This window comes from Rubrivirga marina, assembly GCF_002283365.1.
GTDB classification, from domain to species: Bacteria; Bacteroidota; Rhodothermia; order Rhodothermales; family Rubricoccaceae; genus Rubrivirga; species Rubrivirga marina.
Window position 1 is genome coordinate 931,560 of the sequence record NZ_MQWD01000001.1, and the last position, 22,438, is coordinate 953,997.

The 22,438-nt window shown below is 73.1% G+C and carries 19 protein-coding genes; 16 read left to right on the plus strand and 3 right to left on the minus strand.

What is annotated here, in order from left to right; genetic code table 11:
• Positions 1-57: 57 nt before the first annotated feature.
• The 15 genes from BSZ37_RS03685 to BSZ37_RS03755 all read left to right on the plus strand — a co-directional run bounded on the left by BSZ37_RS03685 (position 58) and on the right by BSZ37_RS03755 (position 18,259).
• Positions 58-1,182, plus strand: a complete 1,125-nt coding sequence (locus BSZ37_RS03685) for a selenium-binding family protein (protein ID WP_218830387.1) — start codon at positions 58-60, stop codon at positions 1,180-1,182.
• A 4-nt stretch (positions 1,183-1,186) separates the two neighbouring features.
• Positions 1,187-2,266 carry a serine hydrolase domain-containing protein gene (locus tag BSZ37_RS03690; RefSeq protein WP_095509244.1) on the plus strand — a complete coding sequence of 360 codons (1,080 nt, stop codon included), beginning with the start codon at positions 1,187-1,189 and terminating at the stop codon, positions 2,264-2,266.
• Entirely contained in the window at positions 2,266-3,963 is a 1,698-nt protein-coding gene (locus BSZ37_RS03695) for an amidohydrolase (RefSeq protein WP_095509245.1), read from the plus strand. The genes BSZ37_RS03690 and BSZ37_RS03695 overlap by 1 nt, the downstream gene beginning before the upstream one ends.
• Positions 3,963-5,051 (plus strand): amidohydrolase family protein, encoded by a 1,089-nt coding sequence (locus BSZ37_RS03700; protein ID WP_218830388.1) that lies wholly within the window; start codon positions 3,963-3,965, stop codon positions 5,049-5,051. The genes BSZ37_RS03695 and BSZ37_RS03700 overlap by 1 nt, the downstream gene beginning before the upstream one ends.
• A gap of 2 nt (positions 5,052-5,053) precedes the next feature.
• Positions 5,054-7,201 (plus strand): prolyl oligopeptidase family serine peptidase, encoded by a 2,148-nt coding sequence (locus BSZ37_RS03705; RefSeq protein WP_095509246.1) that lies wholly within the window; start codon positions 5,054-5,056, stop codon positions 7,199-7,201.
• 162 nt (positions 7,202-7,363) lie between these two features.
• A complete protein-coding gene (locus BSZ37_RS03710) occupies positions 7,364-8,689 on the plus strand; it encodes an aminotransferase class V-fold PLP-dependent enzyme (protein WP_095509247.1) in 1,326 nt (441 codons plus the stop codon).
• 115 nt (positions 8,690-8,804) lie between these two features.
• Entirely contained in the window at positions 8,805-9,245 is a 441-nt protein-coding gene (locus tag BSZ37_RS03715; RefSeq protein WP_095509248.1) for a GNAT family N-acetyltransferase, read from the plus strand.
• A 180-nt stretch (positions 9,246-9,425) separates the two neighbouring features.
• Positions 9,426-10,493, plus strand: a complete 1,068-nt coding sequence (locus BSZ37_RS03720; protein WP_179299461.1) for a serine hydrolase domain-containing protein — start codon at positions 9,426-9,428, stop codon at positions 10,491-10,493.
• Positions 10,494-10,757: 264 nt separating this feature from the next.
• Positions 10,758-12,146 (plus strand): chromate efflux transporter, encoded by a 1,389-nt coding sequence (gene chrA, locus BSZ37_RS03725; protein ID WP_095509250.1) that lies wholly within the window; start codon positions 10,758-10,760, stop codon positions 12,144-12,146.
• 147 nt (positions 12,147-12,293) lie between these two features.
• Entirely contained in the window at positions 12,294-14,999 is a 2,706-nt protein-coding gene (locus BSZ37_RS03730) for a DUF5916 domain-containing protein (RefSeq protein ID WP_095509251.1), read from the plus strand.
• Positions 15,000-15,132: 133 nt separating this feature from the next.
• A complete protein-coding gene (locus tag BSZ37_RS03735) occupies positions 15,133-15,591 on the plus strand; it encodes a GNAT family N-acetyltransferase (protein WP_218830389.1) in 459 nt (152 codons plus the stop codon).
• A gap of 63 nt (positions 15,592-15,654) precedes the next feature.
• The gene (locus BSZ37_RS03740; protein ID WP_095509252.1) at positions 15,655-16,074 is read left to right on the plus strand and encodes a DUF3224 domain-containing protein; all 420 of its coding nucleotides are present in this window, start codon (positions 15,655-15,657) and stop codon (positions 16,072-16,074) included.
• Positions 16,075-16,173: 99 nt separating this feature from the next.
• Entirely contained in the window at positions 16,174-17,289 is a 1,116-nt protein-coding gene (locus tag BSZ37_RS03745) for a DmpA family aminopeptidase (protein ID WP_095509253.1), read from the plus strand.
• Positions 17,290-17,367: 78 nt separating this feature from the next.
• Positions 17,368-17,613, plus strand: coding sequence for a hypothetical protein (locus tag BSZ37_RS03750; protein WP_143537554.1), 246 nt, complete (start codon positions 17,368-17,370; stop codon positions 17,611-17,613).
• Positions 17,614-17,710: 97 nt separating this feature from the next.
• Positions 17,711-18,259: a dihydrofolate reductase family protein gene (locus tag BSZ37_RS03755; RefSeq protein ID WP_095509255.1), complete on the plus strand. Its 549-nt coding sequence runs from the start codon at positions 17,711-17,713 to the stop codon at positions 18,257-18,259.
• 42 nt (positions 18,260-18,301) lie between these two features.
• On the opposite strand, the gene BSZ37_RS03760 is transcribed toward BSZ37_RS03755, so the two are convergent.
• Complete coding sequence (locus BSZ37_RS03760) at positions 18,302-20,212, minus strand: ABC transporter ATP-binding protein (protein WP_095509256.1); 1,911 nt, start codon at positions 20,210-20,212, stop codon at positions 18,302-18,304.
• 151 nt (positions 20,213-20,363) lie between these two features.
• On the opposite strand from BSZ37_RS03760, the gene BSZ37_RS03765 reads away from it, so the two are divergent.
• The gene (locus BSZ37_RS03765) at positions 20,364-20,897 is read left to right on the plus strand and encodes a hypothetical protein (protein WP_095509257.1); all 534 of its coding nucleotides are present in this window, start codon (positions 20,364-20,366) and stop codon (positions 20,895-20,897) included.
• A gap of 116 nt (positions 20,898-21,013) precedes the next feature.
• Here the strand turns inward: BSZ37_RS03765 and BSZ37_RS03770 are convergent, their stop codons facing one another.
• Both BSZ37_RS03770 and BSZ37_RS03775 read right to left on the minus strand, forming a co-directional pair.
• Positions 21,014-21,859 carry a glycoside hydrolase family 16 protein gene (locus BSZ37_RS03770; protein ID WP_095509258.1) on the minus strand — a complete coding sequence of 282 codons (846 nt, stop codon included), beginning with the start codon at positions 21,857-21,859 and terminating at the stop codon, positions 21,014-21,016.
• Between the two features lie 107 nt (positions 21,860-21,966).
• Positions 21,967-22,413 (minus strand): cupin domain-containing protein, encoded by a 447-nt coding sequence (locus BSZ37_RS03775; RefSeq protein ID WP_095509259.1) that lies wholly within the window; start codon positions 22,411-22,413, stop codon positions 21,967-21,969.
• Positions 22,414-22,438 lie beyond the last annotated feature (25 nt).

Below are 22,438 nucleotides of genomic sequence, written 5' to 3' on the forward strand. Positions count from 1 at the left end.
GCCATCGGCTGCGCCGTGCCGCCTGCCTCCACCGGGCCGTCTCGAGCGGCGGCCCACGTGTTCGTTTGGACCGGCGACGCCGAGCGGACCGACTCCGACTTCCTCGCCGTCCTCGACGCCGACCCGGCCTCCCCGACCTACGGCGCCGTCGTCACGACGCTGGCGGTCGACGCCGCGGGGACGGATCCGCACCACACCGACCACCAGATGCCGCCCGATGGCGTGCTCTGGGCCAACGGCTTCGGGAGCGGCGACGTGTTCCGGTTCGACCTCCGGGACCCGCGCGCGCCGCGCCTGCTCGGTCGGTTCGTGGTCGACGGCCCGTTCATGCACCCGCACAGTGTCGCACGGCTGGCGGACGGCCGCGTGCTGGCGACGCTCCAGATGCGCGGCCACGCCAACGCCGAGGCGGGCGCGCTCGTGGAGTTGGACGCCGAGGGCCATCTGCTCCGGGCCTCCGATGCCGCGGACCCCGACGCCGACCCGTTCATCCGCCCATACAGCCTCGCCGTGGTCCCGGCGCTCGACCGCGTGGTGACGACCAGCGCGGACATGCACGCGACCGAGCCGAGCCACGTCGTCCAGGTGTGGCGGCTGGGCGACCTGAGCCGCGTGGCGACGGTCCGCCTCCCGCCCGGCCCGCGCGGCGACGAGGGCGTGGACCCGGCCGAGCCCCGGGTGCTCGCCGACGGCCGGACGGTCCTCGTGTCCACGTTCTCATGCGACCTCTACCGCCTCGACGATCTCGACACCGACGCGCCCTCGGCCGACTTCGTCCACGGCTTCGCTGGGACGAACTGCGCGCTGCCGGTCGTGGCGGGGCGCTACTGGGTGCAGACGGTCCCGGACGAGCACGCGCTCGTCGCCCTCGACGTGTCCGACCCCGCCCGCCCGCGCGAGGCCGGGCGGCTGACGCTGGCAGAGACGGACGGGCCGCACTGGATCGCGCTCGACCCGGGCGGCACGCGGATCGTGATCAGCGGCGGCGGCGGCACGCTGGAGCGCCGCGTGCTCCTCGCCACGCTCGACCCGGCGACGGGCGCCCTCGCCCTCGACGACCGCTTCCGCGACGCGGGCGCCAGCGCCCCGGGCGTCTCCTTCGACCGGGCCGGCTGGTCACACGGGGCGACCGGCCCGGCCATCCCTCACGGCGCCGTGTTCAGCCGTCCAGCCTACGAATAGGCCGATGCACAGCAGCCTCTCGCTCATCGCGCTGCTTCTGGGGTTCGTCGTCCGCGCGCAGCCGGCTCCATCAGCGGACGTCGTGGGCGCGCTCGACCGATACGTCCGTGCCGAGATGGAGGCCCGGCACATCCCCGGCCTCGCGCTCGCTGTCGTCCAGGGCGACTCGGTCGTCTATGCCCGTGGCTATGGGTTCGCCGACCTCGCGCACCGCGTCCTGGCGACCGACTCGACCGCCTTTGTGATCGCCTCCATCACAAAGACGTTCACTGCGGTCGCCGTGCTGAGTCTGGTGGAGGAGGGGCGCGTGGCCCTCGACGACCCCATCGGCCGGCACGTCGCCGACCTGCCCGAGGCGTGGCGTGGCGCCACCGTCCGCCAGCTTCTCCAGCAGACGTCGGGCATCAACAGCTTCAACGCTCACGACGCTCCGCCATGTCCATCCGGGGCGACGCTGGGCCCGGGCTACACGACGCGCGACGCCCTCGCCGAGGTCGCTTGCCTCCCACTCGACTTCGCGCCCGGCACGGACTGGTCGTACAGCGACTCCGGCTACCTGCTGCTCGGCCTGCTCCTCGAGACGGTGTCGGGGCAGACGTACGAGGGCCTCCTAGAAAACCGGATCTTCGCGCCGCTCGGGATGACATCCACGCGGCTGCTAGATGCCGGGGCCATCGTTCCGCAACTCGCTCGCGGGTATACCTGGGAGGACGGAGCGTTCCGCAACGGCCCCGAACTCATCGGAGCCGTGGAGTTCTCGACCGGCGGTCTTGTCTCCACCGTCCACGATTTGGCCCGGTGGGCGGCGGCGCTCGGGTCGCCGCGGTTGCTCCAGGCGGCGACGTGGGCCGAGGCCTGGACGCCCGCGCCTGTCGGTGAGGCGGTGTACGGGATGGGCTTCGCGCTGCGACCGGTGGAGGGCCGTCGGCACGTCGGGCACACCGGCGGCGGGCCGAGCGCGGCGACGACCCTCTCCGTGTTCCCCGACGACGGGCTGGCGGTGATCGTGCTCACCAACGCCGACCAGCCGCCCTTCACCATCCGTGACGTCGGCGTCGGCGTCGCTCGCCTCTTCCTCGACTGATGAGACACGCCCTCGCTTCGACGCGTCACCCGGCGCTCGCTATCGCGCTGCTCGTCTTCGCCGCCTGCACCGCTCCGCTCCCCGCCGCGCAGCAGCCAGCGGTGGAGCCCTCCCCTGCGTCCCCGACGCTCATCCTCCACCACGCCGTCGTGTTCACGGCCGACCCGGCGCGGCCGTATGCCGAGGCCGTCGCCATCGCCGGCGAGCGCGTCGTGGCCGTCGGCACCGACGCCGAGGTGCGGGCGCTGGCGGGGCCGGAGACCGAGGTGCTCGACCTCGGGGGGCGGCTCGTCGTGCCCGGCCTCAACGACGCGCACGTCCACGTCGGCCCCTGGCCGGAGGGGATGCACTCCCTCGGGCTGAGCGGGAGGGCCGAGCCCTCGTGGGCCGCCGTCCTCGACTCGGTGCGGGCGGCCGCCGCACGCATACCCGCCGGGACGTGGCTCCAGGGCAGCATCGGTGGGGACGCGCTGGACGCCCCGGCCGCCGGCCGCTTCGCCCTCGACGCGGTCGCGCCCTCCCACCCGGTGATGCTCACGGGCTGGACCGGCCACGGGCTGATCCTGAACACGGCGGCGCTGAATGCCCTCGGCTTCTCGCTGACCGAGCCCGACCGTCCCGGCGGCCTCTTCGGCCGCGTGGCCGGGACCGACACGCTCGACGGGCGGCTGTGGGAGTACCCCCAACTCGACGTCGTCCGCCGTCTGAGCGACCCGCTGACGCGCGCCGACGCCGTCGCCACCTACCGCGCGTTCGCCGACCAGATGGTGCGCTGGGGCGTGACGTCGGTGCAGCAGATGGAGAACGACCGGCCCCTCGCGGAGACGCTCGCCGCGCTCGCCGAGGCCGACGTGCCGCTCCGCTGGGGCGTCTTCGCGTGGCCGATGCCGCTCCGCTCGGTCGACGAGCCGCGCCCCGACGCGACGCGCCCGGCCGGGCTGCCCGCCCGCGTCCGCGTGCTCGGCACCAAGTGGATGCTCGACGGCACGCCCGTCGAGCGCGGCGCCGCGCTCCGCCAGCCGTACGCCGACCGGCCGGACTGGGCCGGGCGTCTCAACTTTACCGACGTCGAGCTGCGGGCGATCCTCCAGAGCGCGCGCGACCGCGACGACCAGACGGCCTTCCACATCGTCGGCGACGCGACGCTCGATCGGGTGATGGACGTGATGGAGGACCTGGCGCCGGCCGAGACGTGGCGCGCCCGACGCGTCCGCATCGAGCACGGCGAGGGGTTGGCGCCCGACCTGCTGCCGCGCGCGGCGGCCCTCGGGATGGTGCTCGTCCAGAACCCCCTCCACTTCGCCATCCCGGACGTGATGGCCGCGCGCTATGGCGCCGACCGCCTGCCCGAGGTCCAGCTCCTCCGCAGCGCCGCCGAGGCGGGCGTGCCCGTCGCCCTCGGGGCCGACGCCGGCGGATCGGGCCGGAACCCGTGGCTCAACCTGATGCTGGCGACGCTCCACCCCGTGAATCCCTCCGAGGCGCTCTCGCGCGAGGCGGCCCTCGTGGCCTACACCCGGGGGAGCGCCGTCGCCGAGCACGCCGAGACCGACAAGGGGACGCTCGCGCCGGGGATGCTGGCCGACCTCGCCGTCCTCTCGCAGAACGTCCTGGATGTACCGCCCGACGCCCTCCCCGACACGGAGAGCGTGCTGGCGGTCATCGGGGGCGTGATCGTCTACCGCACCCTGCCCTGATGTCGATGTGCCCCCCCGCCCACCTCGGCCCACTCACCGACGAGGCCGGCGCCCCAAACCTCCGTCTGCTCCTCGTCGGCTTTCTCGTCTTTTGGGGGTGCGTCTCGCCAGCCGCCGCGCAGGGCGCCGGGCGCCCCATCCTGGACATGCACCTCCACGCTCGGCGCGCCGACTACATCGGGCCGAACCCGCCGCCGATGTGCGCGCCGTTCGCGACGATGCCGCGCTGGGACAACGTCCTGCCTATCGAGGACGGCCTCGACTTCAACGCGCCCCCCTGCGAGGAGCCGGTGTTCGCGCCGGCGACCGACGAGGGCGTCCTGCAGGAGACGCTGGACGCGATGGAGCGGTACAACATCGTGGGGATGGTCAGCGGTGAGCCCGACCTGACAGCGGTCTGGAAGGCCGCCGCGCCCGACCGCGTGATCGTCGGGCTCGACCTCCGCGTGGGCGTGGACGACGCGCAGCCCCACGTGGCGGCTCGGACGCCCGACGAGGTGCGGGCGCTCCACGCCAGCGGCGCCTTCGAGGTGTTGGGCGAGGTGATGGCGCAGTACGAGGGCATCCCGGCCGACGACCCCCGGCTCGAACCGTACTGGGCGCTGGCGGAGGAGCTGGACGTGCCCGTCGCCATCCACCTGGGAGCGGGCGGCCCGGCGGACCCCTACTTCGGGAGCCCCGGCTACCGGGCGCGCGACAGCAGCCCGCTGCGCATGGAAGAGGTGCTGGTCCGGCACCCGCGCCTCCGGGTCTACCTCATGCACGCGGGCTACCCCTTCGTGGACGACCTCCGCGCGCTCCTCTTCAGCCACCCCCAGGTCTACGTCGACGTCGGCAGCATCGTCTACACCGAGCCGCGGGCGGCCTTCTACCGGTTCCTCCAGGAGGTCGTCGAGGCGGGCTACGGGGACCGGGTGATGTTCGGCTCCGACCAGATGATCTGGCCCGGCATCATCGGGCCGTCGGTCCGAGCCATTGAGGACGCGCCGTTCCTGAGCGAGGTGCAGAAGCGGGACCTCTTCTACCACAACGCGGCGCGCTTCCTCCGGCTCGACCCGGAGACCGTCGCCCGCCACCACGCTCGCTAGTCATGCGCCGCCTCCGAACGGTCCTCCTCGTGCTTGCCCTCGCCGCTGTGCCCACCGCCGCGCAGCCAGCCGCGCCGGTGCGCGTGGTCGTGGACACCCTCCACGGCGTCGTGGTCGAGGACCCCTACCGCTGGATGGAGGCCGAGGCCGAGGCCGAGGTGCAGGCGTTCTACCGCGCGCAGGCCGCCCACGCCGACTCCGTCCTCGCCCGGATCCCCGGTCGCGACGCGCTCGCCGCCGAGATCGAGGGCGTGCTCGCCGAGGACACCGGGTTGTGGGGGCTGTGGCCGACGGCCGGCCCGCTCGTCACCCGCCGTCTCGTCCCGGGCGCCGACGAGCCGGCGCTGTTCGTGCGCGACACGCCCGACGCTCCCGAGCGCCTGCTCCTCGACCCCTCCACGCTCACGCTCGGCGGGCGCCGGTTCGACTTCCGCGGCCTCCACCCCGCCCCCGACGGGCGGCACGTCGCCCTCAGCCTCGCCGCCGACGGCGACACCGAGCCGACGCTCCTCGTGCTGGACGTGGCGACGGGTGCCTTCGAGGACCGCATCGGGCCGGTGCTCTGGGGGAGCAGCAGCGGCTTCGGCGCCGCGTGGCTGCCCGACGGCTCCGGCTTCTTCTACACGACGAACGACGCCACGCCCGACACGCCCGAGACCGAGCGCTACTGGCGCGGGCGCGTCGTGCTGCATCGACTGGGCACCGACCCGTCCGAGGACGTGGCGGTGTTCGGGCACGGCCTCTCGGAGGCGGTCCCGTTCGAGCCTCATTTTACCCCGTTCGTCTCGACGGGCGCGGCCTCGGGCCACGTCGCCGTGCGCGTGTGGCGCGGTGGGCCGACGCAGGAGGTCTGGACCGCTCCGCTCGACGCCCTCGACGGGCCGCGCACGCCCTGGCGGCAGGTGATCCCCCCGACCGACGTGCTGGAAGGGGTCGCCCTCCACGGTGACGCGCTCTACGTCATGACCGCCGACGGCGCCCCGCGCTACCGGATCGTCCGGCTCGCCCTCGACGGCTCGGGCCGCGCCGACGAGGTGCTTCCTGAAGGCGAGGGCGTGCTCCTCGCGATGGCGGCCGCCCGCGACGCCCTTTACGCCGTCCGCCGCGAGGGCGGCACGTCGAGGATCCTCCGGGCGCCCCACGACGGCAGCGCCGTCACCGAGGTGCCGCTGCCCGCCCCCGGCCTCGCGCGGCTGACCGCGTTCCCCGGCCGCGACGGCACGTTCGTGCGCGTCCGCTCGTGGATCGAGCCGGACCGCGCCTACCACTACGACCCGTCGACGGGCGCGCTCGTGCTCGCTGGGCTGGAGCCGGAGCCCGTCTTCGACCCGTCGCCCTACAGGGTCGTGAACACGCACGCCCCGGCGGCCGACGGGACGAGGATCCCGCTCACGCTCGTCCACCGTCGCGACCTCGCGCTCGACGGCGACCGGCCGGTTCATCTCTACGGCTACGGCTCGTTCGGGTCGTCTGTGGATCCGTACTTCGCGCCGTTCCTCTCGACGTGGCTCGACCGGGGCGGCGTCTATGCCGTGGCGCACGTTCGGGGCGGCGGCGAGGGCGGCGAGGCGTGGCACGAGGCGGGACGCGGCGCAAACAAGCCCGTCGCCGTGGCCGACTTCATCGCGAGCGCCGAGCACCTCGTCCGCGAGGGCTACACGCGGCCGGGGCGGATCGGGATCGAGGGCGCGAGCGCGGGGAGCGTGCTCATCGACAACGCCGTGATCGACCGGCCCGACCTGTTCGGCGCGGCCGTGTTCGCCGTCGGCGTCGGCGACGAGGTGCGGGCGTACTACACCGCCGGCGGGGCGCGCAACCTGGCCGAGTTCGGCTCGCTCGACAGCGCCGACGGCGTGCGGTCGCTGCTGGCCGTGAGCGCGCTCCACCGCGTTCGCGACGACGTCGAATACCCGCCGGTACTCTTCGTGAGTGGGGCGACGGACTACGTGCTCCCGCTGTGGCAGACCGGCAAGCTCGTCGCGCGGATGCAGGCGGCGCAGGCCGGCCCGGCCCCGCTCCTCTGGCGGATCGACTGGCAGGGCGGACACTCGGGGGGGTCCTCGAACGCCGTGTTCGCTCGCGAAACCGCCATGCTCTACAGCTTCCTCTTCTGGCGCCTCGGCCACCCCGAGTTCCAACCCGCCCGATGACCGTCGGGCCCACGCGCGTCCACCGCGACGCCGCCGGCCGCCCCCCCACCTCACGCTCGACGCGACGCGCGTCCAAGGAACGCGCTGCACCCGACACCCTGTGCTCCCACCCGGCGCGCCTCCTCAGCCACCCCGCTCCTCCGGCCGCTGGCACCCGACACCATGACCGACCGCCGCACGTTCCTCGCCCACACCGCCGGCACGCTTGGCGTGCTCGCGCTCGCTCCCTCGGCGTGGGGCGCGGCCCACGAGGCCGCGCGGACGCTCACGTCCCGCCTCGACGTCGCGCTCGACCGACTCGGCCGGCCCGGCCCCGCCCGCCTGGCGGACGACGAGGCGTTCTGGGCCGAAGTCCGCGAGGCCTTCGACCTCGACGCCACGCTCATCAACCTCGACCACGGGTGGTCCAACCCGGCCCCGCGCTCGGCCGTCAACGACCTCGTGTCTGGGGCCCGCTCGCTCGAAGCGCTCCCCTCCGAGGTCCTCGAAACGCTCTGGCCCACCGTCACCGACACGGCCGTCCGCGCCGCCCTCGCGGAGGCGATGGGCGTTCCGGGCGACCAACTCGCCCTCGTCCGCAACGCGACCGAGGCGCTCGACACGGTCCTCCTCGGCGTGCCGCTGGCGCCCGGCGACGAGGTCGTCTGCTCGTCGCACGACTACTACGCCATGCTCGACGCGCTCGAGCAGCGCCAGCGCCGCGACGGCGTCGTGCTGCGGTGGGTGGACCTGCCCGTCCCGGCCCCGTCGCTCGACGCGCTGGCGGAGGCGTACGAAGCCGCCCTCACGCCGCGCACGAAGCTCGTCCTGCTCACGCACCCGAGCAACCTGACCGGCCAGCTCCTGCCCGTCCGTCGCATCGCCGAGGCGGCCCACGCCGTCGGCGCCGGGGTCGTCGTGGACGGGGCGCAGTCGCTCGGGCTCATCCCCGAGTCGCCGGCCGACCTCGGGGCCGACTACTACGGGGCGAGCCTCCACAAGTGGTTCGGGGCGCCCGTCGGGATGGGCGTGTTGTGGATGCGGCCCGAGCACGTGGAGACGGTGTGGCCGCTCGTGCCGTCGCCGCCGTGGGTGGACGGCATGGGGCGGTTCGAGTGGATCGGGACGAGCCCCGAGTACGTCGGCCCGGCGGTGCTTCCGGCGCTGGCGCTGCACGCCACGCTCGGCCCGGAACGCAAGGCGGCGCGGCTTCGATACCTGACCGGCTACTGGCGCGAGCGGGCCGCCGCCGCTCTCCCCACGGCTCGCTTCTACAGTCGGCCGGACGAGGAGATGAGCCTCGGACTCTGCACCATCGAACTGCCTGGGCTGGACGCCGAGGCGGTCAAGGAGCGCCTCCAGCAGGAGCACGGCCTCGTGGTGCAGCCGATGGGCGGGTTGGGCCGGACGCCCCACATCCGCGGCGTGCGCGTGAGCCCGAACGTCTACACCACCCCGGCCGAACTCGACCGGCTCGTCGCCGCCCTCGTCGCTGTGGCCGCCTCTTGAGGTTGCCCCCGGACGCGGTGTGCCGGCGACGTCCAGTCGCAAGGCGAGGCCGCTCTCGAGGACGTCGAGAGGGCGGAACCGGCGGGGAGCTGACGGTCGCCGCGTACACTGGGGCATGGCCGGCTCCGACCTCTCCGTTCGTCCCGCAGCTCTCGATGATCTCCCGTTCGTTTCTCAGGACGGCTACCTCCCGGGGGGCGTCGCCCGGCGGAAGGTGGAGGACGGCGACGTCTTCGTCGCGTGGCGTGGAGACGAGCGCGTCGGGTACCTCCGCCTGGAGTGGCTGTGGTCGGCCGTCCCGTACATCGCACTCGTTCGCGTGCCGGCGCTCCACCGCCGGCATGGGGTCGGACGGGCGCTCCTCGCGGCCGCTGAAGCCGAGGCGGCCCGGCGCGGTCAGCCGGCTCTCTACAGCTCGTCGCAAGCCGATGAGCCAGAGCCCCAGGCGTGGCACCGCCACGTCGGGTTCGAAGAGTGCGGTCTGATCGCGGGACTCAACGAGGGCGGGGTCGGGGAGGTGTTCTTCCGAAAAGCCGTTGCCGGGGCGGCTCGCTAGGTGGCGTTCCCTGAGGCGCCGACCCCTTCCGCCTCGGGGCTGAGGCGAGAGGGGCATGGGCTCGGGGCGTCAGGGAACCGTCAGGGCGGCAGACGTGGCGCGGGGCGAAGTTCTGCGCTCCTCTCCCCAACGTCGTTCCTCGCCATGCGGTGTATCGTCCTTGCCCTGTTGTGTCTGCTCGTGGCGCTCGCCGCTCCCCGCGCCATCGCCCAGATCGATCGCCCCACGCCCGATGAACTGGCGGCCTTCGACGCCTTCGCCGACTCGTTCCTGACCGAGCGGACCATTCCCGGCGCGCTCGTCGCCCTCGCCTCGGGCGGCGAGGTCGTGCTGACGCGGACGTACGGCCTGGCCGACGTCGAACTGGCCGTGCCCGTCAGCGACAGCACGGTGTTCGAGATCGGGTCGATCAGCAAGCAGTTCGTCGCCGTCGCGGTGATGCGGCTGGTCGAGGAAGGCGCACTCGGCCTCGACGACCCGATCCAACAGCACCTGCCCGAGATCCCGAGCGAGTGGTACGGCGCGACGGTCCGCCAGCTGCTCACCCACACGTCGGGCATCCCGGACTACGAGGAGATCCGGAGCTACGACGTGTACCGGTTCCGGCTCACGCCGGAGGAGATCATCCAGATCGCCCACTCGCGGCCGATGGACTTCCCGCCGGGGACCGGCTGGTACTACAGCAACACGGGGTACGTCCTCCTCAGCCGGATCGTGGAGCGGGTCGAGGGCCAGCCGCTCGGGCGCGTGCTGGCGACCCGCATCTTCGGGCCGCTCGGCATGACGCAGACCCGCCTCGCCGACCCCGAGGCCATCATCCCCCATCGGGCCTCGGGCTACTGGGTCGACCGGACGGGCGCCCTCATCAACCGCCCGCCGACGGAGACGTCGTCGACGTTGGGCGCGGGCGGGCTGCTGTCGTCGGCCCGCGACCTCGCGCGTTGGGACGCGGCCCTCGACGGCGCCGCCCTCCTCTCGGAGGCGTCCAAGGCCGAGATGTGGGCGCCGGTCGCGGCCCCTGGCCTCGAGGCGCCCGAGTACGGGTTCGGGTGGGAGCTCGCGCCGTACCGCGGGCTCCGGACGCACCGGCACAGCGGGCAGGTGGCCGGCTTCACGGCCTACTTCGCGCGCTTCCCCGATCAGGACGCGGCGGTCATCGTGTTCCTCAACCGGTACCAGGCGCAGTCGTGGCCGCTCATCGAGCGGGCGCTCGACACGCTCGTTCCCGGACTCGACCCCCCGGAGTAGGACGCGGGCCCTGTCCACCTCGGCGCCGAGGCGGGCGAAGTCGCGAGGGCACGAGACGAGGGCGGCTCGTCCGGCCGGCCCTCGTTCGGCTGCCGCGGTAGGCGGGGGCGGAGAGTCCCACGTGGGGGCAGGAGGCGTAACCTCCGGGCACTCGCATCGAGGCGGCCCCGGAGATCGATCGGTCGTTCTCCGGCGTCCCGCGCTCCTCTCGAGGTCAGGGCGCCCGACCCGAGCGGTCCTCCCACAGGCTGAAGTCGACGACCCATGATCCAAGAGACCCCGGGGACCCCGAAGGACGAGCGGGCCTCGCACGGCATCCCATTCGGTGAGGCCGTCCGCGTGTGGGTCCGGGTCGCCCTGTACAGCTTTGGCGGGCCGGCGGGCCAGATCGCCGTGATGCACCGCCTCCTCGTCGAGGAGAAGCGGTGGGTGAGCGAGGACCGGTTCCTCCACGCAATGAACTACTGCATGCTGCTCCCTGGGCCCGAGGCCCAGCAGCTCGCCACCTACGTCGGGTGGCTGCTCCACCGGACGAAGGGCGGGCTCGTCGCTGGGGGGCTCTTTATCCTGCCCGGGTTCGTCTCGATCCTGGTGCTCAGCGTGCTGTACGCGGCGTTCCAGGAGACGACGCTCGTCCAGGCGCTCTTCTACGGGCTCAAGCCCGCCGTGCTGGCGGTGGTCGTGGAGGCCGTCGTCCGCATCGGGCGGCGGGCGCTCAAGAACGGGGTGATGGTCGGGCTGGCCGCCCTGGCGTTCGTGGCCATCTTCTTCCTCGACGTCCCGTTCCCGGTCATCGTGCTCGGCGCGGGGCTCGTCGGGTTCCTCGGCAGTCGGTTCCGCGAGGACCTGTTCCTCGTGATCCGGGGGGCCGAGGCGAAGGAGGGGGACTCCGACTCGTTCGCCACCGATGGCCTGGTCGAGGCGACCCGCCCCCCGATCGCGCAGACGGTCCGGACGGCGGGCGTCTGGCTGTTCGTTTGGCTCGCCCCGCTGGCCGTGATGGCGGCGGTGCTGGGGACGTCGAACGTGTTCGTCCAGGAGGGGCTGTTCTTCAGCAAGGCGGCCGTCGTGACCTTCGGCGGGGCCTACGCCGTGCTCGCCTACATCGCGCAGCAGGCCGTCGACACGTACGGGTGGCTCCGGCCGGGCGAGATGCTCGACGGGCTCGGGATGGCCGAGACGACGCCGGGCCCGCTCGTCCAGGTCGTCCAGTTCGTCGGCTTTATGGGGGCCTATCGCTTCGCGTCCGGGCTCGACCCGGTGGTGGCGGGCGTGATCGGCTCGGTCGTCACCACGTGGGTGACCTTCGCGCCGTGCTTCCTGTGGATCTTCCTTGGCGCGCCGTACATCGAGTATCTGCGTGGCAGGAAGGCGCTCACGAGCGCGCTCTCCGCCATCACGGCCGCCGTGGTCGGCGTGATCCTGAACCTCGCGGTGTGGTTCGCGCTCCACACCCTGTTCGGTGAGGTCGACGAGGTGGTCTGGAACGGCGTCCGGCTGTTCCGGCCCGTGTGGGCGTCCGTAGACCCGGCCGCCGTCGTCATCGCCGTGCTCTCGGCCGTCGCGCTCTTCCGGTTCAAGGTGGGCATGATCCAGACGCTGGGCCTGAGCGCCGCGGCAGGGATCGTCTACTACTGGACGTTCCTCGCGTGAGGCGGCGGACGGGGGCCTCCGCCTCGCCGACGTCGACCGGACCCTGGGCCGCCGCAATGAGGGGGTGCGATTTTTTTAGCAGTCGGTGTAACCCTCGGCCCGGTCCGTTCGTCGGGCTGGCGTCCTCTCTCGCCTGCCTCTCGACTCGTGGTCACTCTCTACCGTCTGGTCCTCGCTGTCCTCCTGCTGGCGCCCTCCCTCGCGGTCGCTCAAGGCACCCGGCCTCCCGCTGACGACCTCGCCCTCCGGGCGGTCCCCGTGGGGAAGGCCGACGAGCCTCGCGTCGACGGGCGCCTCGACGAGGCCGTCTGGGCCACGGCCCCGAAGGCCGGCGACTTCGTCCAGCGCGTCCCGAACCCCGGCGACCCGGCCAGCGAGCGGACCGAGGTGGCCGTGCTCTACGGCGATGCCGCGCTCTACGTCGGGTTCACGTGCTGGGTCCGGGACCCCGCGACGATCGTCGCGCGCCTCGCCCGCCGCGACGAGTTCGTCGGGAGCGACCTCGTCGCGGTCATGTTCGACTCATACGACGACGACCGGACGGGCTTCTTCTTCGGCGTGACGGCGGCCGGCGTCGAGCAGGACCTCCTCCTGTACAACGACACGAACGAGGACAGCTCGTGGGATGCCGTCTGGGACGGGAAGGCCGCTCGCTTCGAGGACGAGACGGGCGCCGGCTACACCGTCGAGATGCGGATCCCGTTCTCGCAGCTCCGCTACCAGACGGGCCCCGGGCCCGAGGTCTGGGGCGTCGAGTTCCAGCGCCGCGTGCCGGCCACGGGCGAGGACACGTTCTGGGCGCCGATCCTTCCCGACGTCGACGGCGTCGTCTCGCGGTTCGGCCGGCTCGACGGGCTCGACGTCCAGCGCGCGCCGCGGCAGGTCGAGATCCTGCCCTACGCCGTGGCCCAACTCGACCGCGCGCCGGGCGACGTCGCCGACCCGTTCTACTCCGAGAACGACGTGTCGCCGAACGTCGGGTTCGACGCCAAGGTCGGGCTGACGTCGAACCTCACGCTGACGGCCACGGTGAACCCGGACTTCGGGCAGGTCGAGGCCGACCCGGCCGTCGTGAACCTGTCGCAGTTCGAGGTCTTCTTCGACGAGCGCCGGCCGTTCTTCGTCGAGGGCGTCGACATCTTCAACTACGGCCGGACCCTGACGAATAACGTGTCCTATCGGCCGACGTTCTTCTACTCGCGGCGGATCGGGCGGTCGCCCGTACGCGACGTGGGCGGGCCGGGCATCGCGTACGTCGACAGCCCCACGCAGACGCCGATCGCGACGGCGGTCAAGGTGAGCGGGAAGATGGGCCCGTGGTCGGTCGGCCTGCTCGATGCCGTGACGCTGGAGGAATCCGCCCGCTACGTGACGTCCGACGGGGACCGGCTCACGACGCCGGTCGAGCCGCTCTCGAACTACCTCGTCGGGCGCGTCCGCCGCGACTTCCGGCAGGGCGGGACGGTCGTCGGCGGGATCGTCACGGCCGCGAACCGGCGGATGGGCGGCGAGGGCCTGTTCGACGCGCTCACGCCGTCGGGCGCGTACCTGGGCGGGGTCGACTTCGAGCACCGGTTCGCCGAGCGGCGGTGGTCGGTGAGCGGCGTGGCCGCGGCCTCGACCGTCCACGGCGACGCAGCCTATCTCACGCGGGTCCAGAACGGCCCCCAGCGCTACTTCGGCCGCCCCGACGCCGACCACCTCGAGGTCGACCCGACGCGGACCTCGCTCAGCGGGTTCTACTCTGAGCTCTCGGTCCAGCGGAGCGTCGAGAGCTCGTGGGACGCCTCGCTGACGGGCAACGTGGTCACGCCGGGCTTCGAGATCAACGACCTCGGCTTCCAGTCGCGCGCCGACGTCGCGACGCTCAACTACTTCGTGGGCCGCCGCGAGGCGGAGCCGGCCTGGCTCCGCCAGTACAGTCTCTACCACTACGGTGGGGCCGGGATGAACTTCGACGGAGACCGCGTGCAGCACTACTACGGGTTCGGCAGCTACGCCGAGTTCCCCAACCGGTGGTCCGCCAACGCCGGGCTGCAGTTCACGGCGCCGCAGCAGAACGACCGGCTCACGCGCGGCGGCCCCATCGCCGCGCGCCCGCCCGACTGGGGCCTCGACCTCGGCGTCTCGACGGACGAGAGCAAGAAAGTCTCCGGTGGGATCTCGGGCGGCTACCGGACCGAGTTCGCCAACGACTACGCCGGCGCGCCGCCGGAGTACGACCAGTACGTCGGGGCCGAGCTGACCGTCCGGCCCAGCAACGCGCTCTCCATCTCGATCGAGCCCGAGTACAGCCGGGAGCTCGACACCGACCAGTTCGTCCGGTTCGTCGAGGCCGCCGAGGCCGCGTCCACGTTCGGCACGCGGTACGTCTTCGCCGACATCCGGCAGGAGGCGTTCAGCCTCGGCCTCCGCACGAACTGGACGTTCACGCCCGACCTCTCGCTCCAGCTCTACGCCCAGCCGTTCGTCCTCTCGGGCCGGTACTCGAACTACAAGGAGTTCACGACGCCGGGCTCGTACGACTTCGACGTGTACGGCGTCGTGCGCGGCTCGGCCACGCCGGTCACGAACGACTCGGGCGCCGTGACGGGCTTCACCATCGACCCCGGCGACGGCGGCGACCCGTTCGAGGTGGAGGACGTCGACTTCAACTTCCGCTCGCTACGCGGCAACGCCGTGTTGCGGTGGGAGTACCGGCCGGGGAGCACGGTCTTCCTCGTGTGGCAGCAGCTCCGCAACGAGTCGGCGTTGTACGACGGCTTCGGCGTGGGGGAGGAGTTGGGCGAGGTGTTTCGCGCGCCGGTCCAGAACGTGTTCCTGATCAAGGCCTCGTACTGGTTCGGGCTGTGACTCCCTCCGCCTCGGTGCCGAGGCGCGGCACCCACCGCCGGTAGGGGCAATTCGCCGAGTCGCCCCTGCGGGGAGGCGCGGGCGTTCCGGTGAGTGGATCGGCCCGACCTTGCCGCCGACCGCCCGATCCGCCGTGCCCTCGATTCGCCCTGCCCGGCCCGCCGAGGCCGACCGACTGACGGAGATCGCCCTCGCGGCGAAGCGCCACTGGGGCTACCCGGAAACGTGGATGGACGCGTGGCGCGACGCCCTCGCGTTCACGCCGGATGGGGTCGAGGCCCACCTCGTCCACGTCGCCACCGAGGCGGACGACGTCCCGGTCGCCTGCGTCGCGCTGTCGGTCGATGGCGACGCGGTCGAGCTGGAGCACCTCTGGGTCGAGCCGGCGGCGATGGGCCGCGGCCTGGGGCGGGCGCTGTTCGAGCACGCCGTGCGGGTCGCTCGCGACGCTGGCGGCACGGCCCTCTTCATCGACTCCGACCCGTTCGCGGAGCCGTTCTACCAGCGGATGGGCGCCGAGCGCGTCGGGTGGACGCGGGCCGACGTCCTCGGCGAGCGGCGGGAGCTGCCTCGGCTGCGGTTCGACCTGTGAGCCGGCCGCGACACACGGGCGTCACACGTTCGCCGTAGCCTCCGGCGCCTTTCCGCCCCCTCCATGGACCACCCCGCGCCCCTCACCTCCGCCTTCGACGTCACCGGTTGGGACGAGACCCCGACCGACGAGCCCTCGACCGGCCCCCGCCTCGCCCGCGCCACCGTCCGCAAGACGTTCCGCGGCGACCTCGACGGCGAGAGCGTGGCCGAGCTCCTGCTGTGCCAGGAGGACCCGTCCGACCCGAGCGCCGGCGCCGGCTACGTGGCCTCCGAGGTCGTGACCGGGAGGCTTGCCGGGCGCGCGGGGACGTTCGTCGTCCAGCACGGCGGCGTGGTCGGCGGGGGCGACCCGCCGCGGTCGTTCGGGAACGTCGTGCCCGGGTCCGGGACGGGCGAGCTGGCGGGCCTCTCCGGCACCGTGACCTACGCCGCCGACGCCGACGGCCACCGCGTCACGCTCGACCTCCGCTGGCCCGACTGAGCCGGGTCTGTCCACCTCGGGACCGAGGTGGGGGTGGCGACCGGCCTCGCGGGGCGGGCAGAGGGAGCGGTGTATCCTTTTGGACCCGCCGCTGACGCCATGCCCCGCTTCGTTCCTTTCCTGCTCGTCGCGTGGGTGATGGGCGCCCTCGCCCCGCTCGCCAGCGGGCAGGACGTGCGCGCCCGTGACCTTGGCATTCCGTTCGAGGGCGTCCCGGGGCCGCTCAACGCGATCACCGACGTGCCCGGCGTCGAGGTCGGCCACGCCACGATCATCGAGGGCGACGGCCCGCTCGTCAAGGGGGAGGGGCCGGTGCGGACGGGCGTGACGGCCCTCCTCCCGCGCGGCCGGGCGTTCGACCCCGTCTTCGCCGCGACCTACGCGCTGAACGGGAACGGGGAGATGACGGGCGTCCACTGGATCGAGGAGTCCGGCTACCTCGAGACGCCGATCACCATCACCAACACCTTCAGCGTCGGCGTCGTCCGCGACGCCGTCATCGCGTGGATGGACTCGACCGGGCTCAACGCGGACCCCGAGGGCGGGCTCTGGTACACGTACCCGCTCGTGGCCGAGACGTACGACGTGCTGAACGACATCCTCGGCCAGCACGTCACGCGGGCCCACGCCTTCGAGGCGCTCGACGCCGCGGCGGGCGGGCCGGTCGCCGAGGGGAACGTGGGCGGCGGCACAGGGATGATCGCGCACCAGTTCAAGGGCGGGATCGGGACGGCCTCCCGGCTCACGGGGAGCGGCCACACGCTCGGCGTCCTCGTCCAGGCCAACTACGGCGGCCGGGCCCGGTTCACGGTCGCGGGCGTGCCGGTCGGACGCGAGATCCCGGACCTCATGCCGAACTACGACGTGCTCGCACGCGGCTCGATCATCGTCGTCGTGGCGACCGACGCCCCGCTCCTCCCGCCCCAACTCCAACGGCTCGCCGAGCGGGTCCCCCTCGCGATCGGCCGGCTCGGCGGGCTCGGCTCGAACGGCTCCGGCGACATCTTCGTCGCCTTCTCGACGGGCAACCCGGGCGCGTGGGCGGCTCGCCCGACGGCGACGCTCGACGTGCTCCCCAATGACGAAATGGACGGGCTGTTCGAGGCCACGGTCGAGGCGACCGAGGAGGCCATCCTCAACGCGATGGTGGCCGCCGAGACCATGACGGGACGGGACAGCTTGACGGCCCACGCCCTCCCGCACGATCGGCTTTAGGACGCGCTCCGCGCGTACGGCCGCTACGTCGACCCGGCCACGCTCCCCCGTGCCGCCGCGGTGGACGCCGCCGGCCTCATGGCGTTGGCAGGCACGTACGCCGGGTCCGGTTCCTTCGCTGAGACCGAGATCCACGCGGTCGGCGGTGCCCTGTACCTGAGTCGGGGCGCGGACCGTCGCCGGATCGTCCGCCTCGCGGATGGGCGGTACCTGCTGCTCGGCACGAGCGGGCTCGAGATCGACGCGTCCGACGCGCCCGCCCGGCTCCGGCTCGTCCGCGGCGACCGAGTCCTCGCCGAGCTGGAGCGAACCGGGGACGAGTAGCTCTCCCGCCTCGACGTCGAGGCGGGCGGAGTCGCAGAGGTGACAGGCGAGGTGGCACCGGCCGCGTGAACCATGCGGCGTTCCTCCCCACTCGCCCATGAAGACGCAGTACTACACCGCGACCAGCCTCGACGGCTTCATCGCCGACCCCGACCACTCGCTCGACTGGCTCCTCCAGTTCGGCATGACCGACGACTACCCCGACTTCATCCGGGACGTCGGCGCCGTCGCGATGGGCTCGACGACCTACGAGTGGGTCCTGGCCGACCTCGGAGGGGCGGAGACAGGCACGCCGTGGCCGTATGAGCAGCCGACGTGGGTGTTCACGTCGCGCGACCTCCCCGCGATCCCGGGCGCCGACGTGCGCTTCGTGCGCGGGGACGTCCGCCCGGTCCACGAGCAGATGGTGGCCGAGGCCGGTGGGAAGAACGTCTGGCTCGTCGGGGGCGGCGACCTGGTCGGGCAGTTCTGCGACCACGGCCTCGTCGACGAGTTGATCGTGACGGTCGCGCCGGTGACGCTGGGCGCGGGCGCTCCGCTCCTCCCGCGGCGGATCGCGACGCCCCCGCTCCGGCTCGTGTCGGCGACGACCCACAACGACACGTTCGTCCAGCTCCGCTACGAGGTCCCACGGGAGCGCGAGTGACAGACGGCCTCCTCCGCCTCGGCGCCGAGGCGGGCGGAGTCGCTAGCGGTAGCCCTGGGCCTGGAGCTCGAACAGCTCGGCGTAGCGCCCGCCGGCCGCGAGCAGCTCCTCGTGCGTCCCGACCTCCTCGACCTCGCCGGCCTCCAGCACCAGGATCCGATCGGCCATCCGGACGGTCGAGAACCGGTGCGAGATGAGGACGGCCGTCTTGCCCTCGGTCAGGTCCTTGAACCGCTCGAACACCTCGTACTCGGCGCGGGCGTCGAGCGCGGCCGTGGGCTCGTCGAGGATCAGGAGCTGGGCGTCGCGCATGTAGGCCCGGCCGAGGGCCACCTTCTGCCACTGGCCGCCCGAGAGCTCCGTGCCCTCGGAGAACCGCCGCCCGAGGACCTGCGCGTAGCCCCCCGGCAGCGACTCGATCACGGCGTCGGCGAGGGACCGCTCGGCGGCGGTCTCGATGCGGGCGTGATCCGAGCGCTCCGCGATCCGCCCGACGGCGATGTTCTCGGACGCCGTGAGGTGGTACCGCACGAAGTCCTGGAAGATGACGCCGACCGCCGAGCGGAGGCTGTCGAGGTCGTACTCGCGGAGGTCCCGTCCGTCCAGCAAGATCCGCCCCTCGTCGGGGTCGTAGAGGCGGGCGAGGAGCTTGACGAGCGTCGTCTTGCCGGCCCCGTTCTCGCCGACGAGCGCGAGGGCCTCGCCGGCCCGGAGCGTGAACGAGAGGTGCCGCACGGCCCAGTGGTCGGAGCCGGGGTACCGGAAGCCGACGTCCTCGAACGTGAACCCCTCCCGGATCGGCTCCGGCACGGGCGGCGCGTCGGGTGCGGAGACCACGCGCGGCTCGATCTCGAAGAACGAGAACAGGTCGGCGAGGTAGAGCGCCTGGCCGGAGACCGTCGAGAACGCCTGGAGCATCCCCTCCAGCAATCCGCGCATCCGCCCGAACGAGCCGGCGAGGAACGTGAGGTCGCCGATCGAGAAGGCGCCGGCGGCCGTCCGGTACACGATGAACGCGTAGGCCCCGTAGTAGCCGAGGCTCCCGACGGCCGAGAGCGCCGCGCCCCACGACGCGCGGCGGACGGCGAGCGTCCGGTTGGCGAGGTAGTAGGCGTCGGCGAGCTCGCGGTAGCGCTCTGCGAGGTAGCCGTTGAGCCCGAACACCTTGACCTCCTTCGCCGTCTCGTCGCTGGCGCCGACGTAGCGGAGGTAGTCGAGCTCGCGGCGCTCGGGCGTCCAGGAGTAGGCGAGCGAGTAGCTCTGGGCGTTGAAGTGGGCCTCGCCGAGGAACGCGGGCACGAGGGCCACCACGAGCAGGAACAGGAGGCCCGGCGCGTAGGCCGCCAGCCCGACCGCCAGCGAGGCGACCGTGATCGAGTCCTGGACCTGGCCGAGAATCTGCCCGAGGAGGACCATCCGGCCGGTCGTCTGCCGCCGCGCCCGCTCCAGGTGGTCGTAGAAGTCGGCGTCCTCGAAGTGGGCGAGGTCGAGGGCCGCCGCGTGGCGCATGAGGCGGACGCTCGTCTCGTTCGTGAACAGGTCGCCGAGGAGCGAGTCGCTGAGGGCGACGGCCCGGCCGAGGAGCTCCGACAGGACGGCCAGCCCGAGCTCGGCGGCGAGCAGCCACGCCAACGGTTCCAGCGCGCCGCCCCACGCCGCGACGCCGCCCAGCGCCGGCTCTGCGCCCGCCACGCGGACGACCTCGTCCACGATCAGCTTGCCGACGTAGAGCATCGACACGGGCACGAGGGCCCGGACGAGCCGGAGCACGAGGCCGGCGGCGAACAGCGGCGGGCTCGTCTGCCACACGAGGCGGAACAGCGGCGGCACGTTCCGCAGCGCCCCGAGCCGCTCGCGGACGGAGAGGTCCGCCTCGGCGGCGCGGCCGCCGCGGCCTTGCGCGCGACGGGCGGCCCGGCGGTCGCCCCGGGCCCCGGTGGAGTGGATCGGCATGTCCCTGCCACGCCGCCCCGCGTGCCGGGTTCGCCCGCCTCGGTCGGTCCGAGGCGGCGCCCGAGGGAAGGACGCCGGGTCCGGGGCACGTCACGACATTCCGCTGTCAGCCGTGTGCCGTATCCACCCTCCGCACCCGCCCCTCGTCCCGATGCGCCTCCTGCTCCTCGCCCTCCTCGTTTCGTTCGCCCCGACCGTCGCAGCCCAGGAGTGGGAGCCGGCCGAACAACTCGCCCCCCTGGCGCCGCTCGTCGGGGCGCCGTGGCGGGGGACGTTCGAGCAGGACGGCCAGTCGGTCACCGACGTCTCGCGCTTCGAGTGGGCCATGCGCGGGCAGGCGCTCCGCAACGTCCACACGCTCGAGGGCGGGGGCTACGGCGGCGAGACGCTGATCTGGGCCGAGGGCGACTCGCTCCGGTTCGTTTACGTCACGTCCGGCGGGTTTAGCACGTCCGGCACGGGCAGCGTCCGCACCGACGGCGCGCTCGTGGTCGAGGAGGCCGTCGAGGGCCACCCCGAGATCGACCGCGTCCGCTCGGTCTCGCTCGTCGACGCCGAGGGCCGTCTCCAGACGATCACCGAGTTCCGCCGTCAGGGCGCGTGGTCGCCGGGCCGCTCCGTGATGTACGTCCGCACGCCCGAGGCCGCGCTCGCGCCGGGCTACGCGCCGGCCTGCGAGGGCTGACCCTGTCCGCCTCGGCGCCCTGTTCTACAGACGGGGCCTCGACCACGGTGCCTGGGCCGAGTAGGCGCCGCCTCGGCGCCTGGCCTGAGCGTGCCGAAGGGCCGAGGCGGATGAGGTCAGGGCGCGGTCACCAGAACCCAGTCCACCAGCACCTCGCCGCGGCCGTCGCGGATCAGGTCGACGGTCGGCTGCGGGAGGCCAGGGTAGGGCTCCGTCACGCCGTTCGTCTTGACCGGGTAGGCCCCGCCGAGGGCGAGGTTCAGGATGAGGTACTTCGGGTTGTCGAAGGCCCACCGCCCGTAGTGCTCGACCATCGGCCGCGTGGTCCGGTAGATGAGGCGCCCGTCGAGGCGGAAGAGGAGCGCGTCGTCGGTCCAGTCGACCGAGTAGACGTGCCAGCCGTCGGAGCCCTCGCCCTCGGGGAAGAACGCCTTGTTGACGAGCGGCGTCTCGCCCGAGTAGCCCGGCCCGTGGAGCGCGACGCCCGTCCAGTCCGTCTCACCGACCGACTCCATGATGTCGATCTCGCCGGTGTCGGGCCAGCGGCCCTCGCCGAGCGCCCAGAACGCGGGCCAGAAGCCGGTCCCGGCCGGCAGCTTCATCCGCGCGGCGGCCGTGCCCCGCGTGAACGTGAACCGCTCGCTCGTGTCGATCCGCCCCGAGGTAAAGTCGAACGTGCCGTCGCGCGTCTCCGTCCCGGGCCGGTAGTTCGCTCGCAGTCGGAGCACCCCGCCCTCGGCGCCCTCAGCGGCCGGGAGGAGATCGATCGTCGAGGTCGAGTCGACGTACGCCTGCTGCTCGTCGTTGACGACGCCGAACGACTCGCCGGTCACGCGGACGAACCACTTCGACCGGTCGAGCGCGTCGCCGTCGAAGCCGTCGAAGAAGAGGGTGTCGGCCGGCGCCTGGGCCGAGGCCGGAAGCGCGGCGAGGGCGAGGGCGGCGAGGAGGAGCGGGCGCATGGACTCGGCTGAAAAGGTTTTCGCAGGGGGGCGAGTCTACGACCGATCCGGCCGACTCCCTCCGCCTCGGCCTTGCGACAGGTTGGGGACCGGCGCCGAGGCGGGCGCTACTGCGGGTCCGCCGGCGGCTCGACGCCCCGGCCGCTCCACTTCCACACGACGAACCGGAGCGGCACGTCGCCCGTGTTCGTGATGCCGTGGACGTCCCACGGCGCGGCGTAGAGGAGGTCGCCGGCGCGGGCCGGCCGCTCCTCGCCGAGCAGGTGCCACGTGCCCTCGCCCGCGACCACCATCAGGAACTCCTCCTCGGCGTGCCGGTGCGGCGGGTGGATCTCCTGGCCCGGGTCGATCACGGCCACGCCCGCCAGCCCGTCGACGGTCCCGTGCGTCTCGCCCTCGTGGTAGGTGTAGAACGTGCCCCAGTCGGCGTCCTCGCGCGCGGCGTCGGCCTCGGAGAGGATGAACGACGGCGGGCGGAGCGGGCCGAGGCCGACGGTGGCGCCGGCCGCCCAGGCGAGGGCGAGCGCGGCGGCGAACGCGAGAGGACGACGCATAGGGGAGGGGAGCGGGCCCGCCTCG